Origin of the sequence: Saccharothrix sabaoui, assembly GCF_051756985.1 — a bacterium.
Classification (GTDB): domain Bacteria; phylum Actinomycetota; class Actinomycetes; order Mycobacteriales; family Pseudonocardiaceae; genus Actinosynnema.
In genome coordinates this window covers 1-3,932 of the sequence record NZ_JBPKJK010000313.1, presented here as the reverse complement: position 1 = coordinate 3,932, position 3,932 = coordinate 1, and the positions used below count along the sequence as shown (strand labels likewise).

The following is a 3,932-nucleotide window of genomic DNA, read 5'->3' as shown; positions in this document are numbered from 1 at the left end:
AGCGCTTCGAGCAGGCGGGCGGAGTAGTCGGTCGAGCCGTTGAGCTCCTTGGTGTCGAACCAGCGGGTCTCGTCGACCTTCAGGGTGACCTTCTTCCCCTGCGCGCTGAGGGCCTGCACGGTCGTGCCCGGCGGGATCGGGGTGGTGGCGGGGCTGTGCTCCTCCTCCACGCCCTGGAGGTCCACGAGCACGCCGGCCGCGAGTTCCGCGGCCGTGAGCTCCGACTCGACCAGGGTCACGTCGGCCAGCAGCTGGTAGTCGGGCTTCCTGGTCATGTAGTGCGTGACGTGCGCCGCCGAGCCCTGCCCGAGCAGCAGGTACCGGGGTTTCGGCGGGTACTCGTCGGTGTCCCGGAACGGCCGGTTGTGCAGCACGGCCGTGATCTCGACCGGGACGCCCGACACGATCACCGTGGGCTTCCCGAGGTCGTTGCCCACCACCTTGATGATCGAGCCGGTGAACCGCCGGTCGCCGACCATCTTCTGGAGCAGCAGCTCCTCGTCGTTGACGACGACGAACGTCGCCGACCGCGCGGCGCTCAGGGCGTCGACGTAGCGCTTCTTGACCTCGGCGCTGAACCCGAAGGTCGCGACCACCTGGTAGCGGTGCTCCGCCATGGTGAACATCGCCAGGTGACCGCCGTGCACGACATCCTCGCCCATCAGCACGAAACCGTGGGTGCTCGGGTGCTCCTCGTCGTGGGACTTCGTCATGACCGGGTCCTCCTCAGAAGGCGTTGTCGGAGAAGCGCACCAGCGCCAGGCGGGCGATGTCGCCGGTGTCGGCCGAGCCGTCCACGTACGCCGACATGTCCACGCCGCCGCGCTGCACCGGCAGGCTCGTCGGGGCGGTCTCGGCCAGGTCGGCCGCCAGGGCGTCGATCACCTCCTTCGTGACGTGCGGCATCACGTACAGGTGGGCGTAGTTGACGGTGCCGCTCTCCGTCTTGAGCGGGATCGTGGCCAGCGAGTACTTGTGCACGATGTCGGCCGGCGGCTGCTTGAACCGCACGGTGAGCGCCAGTGGTGTGCGCGCGACCTCCCACGCGCCGCCCACCGCCTTGAGCTTCTCCACCGCGTGGTCGGTGACCTCCAGGGCGGTGCGGATCATCGTCATCTGGTCGCGCTCGGAGTGCTTGGCCAGGAAGTGCCACATGACCAGCGGCGAGAACGCGTTGCGCGACCCGCCGAACGTGGTGTCCGGCGACCCGATCACGGCGGGCTGATCGGGCGGCTGCATCTGGAGGTTCGCCTTGGTCATGAAGATGCCGCACGGCCAGGGCGCGCCGGGGTACTTGTGCCCGCTGGTGACGATCGAAGCGACCTCCGGGATGCGGAAGTCGAACTTCGGCAGCGGGGCGGGCGGGGTGATCTCGCCCGCGTCGACGAGCTTCTCGATGAACGGCGCGTAGGTCGCGGCGAGCGCGCCGTCGACGTGGATCCAGTGGCCGGTGCGCTCGTCGACCAGCTCGTTGCCGTTCTCGTCGCGGCCGTAGCGGACCTTGCGCTTGTCCAGCCCGTACCGGGCGAAGATCGGCCGCAGCCGGTCGCAGATGCCCGCCACGTCGTCGTAGGCGCCCTTGAACGTGCTGCCGTAGTTGAGGTTGATCACCACGGGGTGACCCATGCTCGCGAAGAACTCCACCAGCTTCGCCAGCTTGTCCACGTCGATGCTGCCCGGTCCGCCGTCACCGCCGGTGGACGGGACCTCGTGGTCCCACGGCTGCCCCGGGTTCAGCGGGTTGGCGTACGGGTACATCTTGGTGCCGACCTCGTAGAAGTTCGGGATGTTCAGCACCCGCAGCGCCTTGGCCACCGAGTAGTGCGTGTCGTGCGAGTAGAAGCCCACGGGGGAGTAGGCGTTCTGGTTGTCGGAGGGCGCGGTGTCCTGCACCCAGACGTACTGCGCGCCGCCGTCCTTGGCCGGTTCGCGCATGAGGGTCTTGCCGGAGAGGTAGTCGCGGGCGTTCCACAGGGCGTAGTTGTTGCCCTCGGAGGACCCCATGGTGAGCACGTAGCCCCAGTAGGCGTCCTTCGGCACCTCGCCGTCGACGGGGGTGCGCAGCTTGCCGTGCCACAGCTTGGCGTAGTAGTCCAGGACGGCGCGCTCGGCCCAGCGGGTGTGCAGCGTGAAGTGCGAGTCCTCGAACGGGTCGCCGACGTTGTTGAAGTGGTAGTCGAGGAACCGGGCCATCGGCTCGCGCAGCTTGAGGTCCTCGTTGGTCTGGTAGCCGAGGAACCTGCCCTGGAGGTCGGCGAAGTAGTTCTCCAGCTTGTCCAGCACCGCCTTGCGCTGCGGCTCGGGCACGCCTTCGGCCGGGAGCGCGAAGTCCTGGTCCGTCGGGCTCGGCGGGGAGTCCGCGCCCGACGTGCGCGCCTGGTCCAGTGCGTGGTCTGCGATGGTCATGGTCGCCTTCCTGTGGTGGTCCGCCCCCCGGTCGGGGAGCCGTTCAGCGGTGGGGCCCGGCGAGCGCGTCGAGCAGCAGCGCCTCGGCGAGCGTCATGTGCTCCAGCTCGGACCTGCTGACGCTCTCGTCGTCCCCGTGGATGTTGGCCAGCGGTTCCTCGCAGCCCCACAGCACGATGTCCGCGCCGGGGTTGGCGGCGTGCAGCGCGGAGACCAGCGGGATGGAGCCGCCCTGGCCGGCGTGCGCGACCGAGCCGGTCCCGTAGGCGGTTTTGAGCGCGCTCTCGACGGCGGCGTGGTACGGGCCCTCGTGGGCGGCGAAGCCCTGGCCGAGGCTCACCGGGGTGATGCCGCGCACGACCCCCTTCGGGGCCTTGGCCCTGAGGTGGGCGTCGAGGGCCTTGAACGCCGCGTCCGGGTCCTGGTCCGGCGCGAGCCGCACGCTGATCCGGGCGGTCACCTCCGGGTGCAGCACGTTCGCGGGCCGGTCCATGCTCGGCGCGTTCCGCAGGCCGACGACGGTGACGGAGGGGCGGCCGAACAGGCGCTGGGCGAGCGTGCCGGTGCCGACCAGGTCCACCCCGGGCTCCACGCCCGCGTTCCTGCGGTACTCGTCCTCCGGCACGGCCGGCCAGTCGTGGTCGAAGCGGGTCAGGCCGGGCACGGCCACGTCGCCGTTCGCGTCGTGCAGCGTCGACAGCAGCCGCGCCAGCACCATGAACGCGTCGGGCGCCGGCCCGCCGTACATGCCGCTGTGGACCTCCTTGGCGAGCGTCCTGACGGTCACGTCCACCGACAGGACGCCGCGCAGGGTGGAGGTGAGCGCGGGCACGCCGACCGCCAGGTTCCCGGTGTCGGCGACGATGACCAGGTCGGCCTTGAACCGGGGGTCCTCCGGGTGGGCGGCCAGGTAGGAGTCCAGGACGCTGCCGCTCTCCTCCTCGCCCTCGACGACGACCTTGACGTTGACCGGCAGCCCGGACCACTTCTCCCGCAGCGCCTTGAGCGCGCCCAGGTGCATCACGACCCCGGACTTGTCGTCGGCCGAGCCGCGCCCGTAGAGCCGGGTGTCGCCGCCCACCGCGACCTCCTTGGGCACGAACGGCTTCGTCACCTTCCACTTGGCCTCGTCGGCGGGTTGCACGTCGTAGTGCGCGTACAGCAGGACCGTCCGCGCGCCGCCGGTCCGCGCGGGCTGGTCGGCGTGCACCAGGGGCGCGGAGGTCCTGCCGTTGTGGGTGATGGTGGTGACGGTGGCCCCGTCCAGGCCGACCGCCCGGAACAGCCCGGCGATCTTCTCGGCGGTGGTGAGCAGGGGCGGGTCCGGCTGCTCGGCCGTGGACCTGTGCCTCACCAGGTCCATCAGCGTCTGCCAGTACTCGCCCACGAGGGCGCGCACCCGGTCGTGCGAGCCCTGCTCGGAGGTGACCGCGGTCATGGGGGTCCTTCCCGTGGATGTGCGGGCGGCGCCGGGAGGACAGTCCACTCAGGACTGTGCGCCACGCGGGATCGGGAGCTGATTGCAT

Annotated in this window: 3 protein-coding genes; all 3 read right to left on the bottom strand. The window is 70.4% G+C overall.

Annotated features, from left to right (window positions below; genetic code table 11):
• Positions 1-713: hypothetical protein (locus ACR807_RS41420; protein WP_438927030.1), on the bottom strand; the 713-nt coding region annotated here is incomplete at its 3' end.
• A 13-nt stretch (positions 714-726) separates the two neighbouring features.
• Positions 727-2,406, bottom strand: a complete 1,680-nt coding sequence (locus tag ACR807_RS41415; RefSeq protein ID WP_438927029.1) for a PLP-dependent aminotransferase family protein — start codon at positions 2,404-2,406, stop codon at positions 727-729.
• Between the two features lie 43 nt (positions 2,407-2,449).
• The gene (locus ACR807_RS41410) at positions 2,450-3,844 is read right to left on the bottom strand and encodes a M20/M25/M40 family metallo-hydrolase (protein ID WP_438927028.1); all 1,395 of its coding nucleotides are present in this window, start codon (positions 3,842-3,844) and stop codon (positions 2,450-2,452) included.
• Positions 3,845-3,932: the final 88 nt, after the last annotated feature.

Coding starts and splice junctions, on each gene's coding strand:
- ACR807_RS41410 (WP_438927028.1), bottom strand. CDS start 3,844: ATGACCGCGGTCACCTCCGAGCAGGGCTCGCACGACCGGGTGCGCGCC.
- ACR807_RS41415 (WP_438927029.1), bottom strand. CDS start 2,406: ATGACCATCGCAGACCACGCACTGGACCAGGCGCGCACGTCGGGCGCG.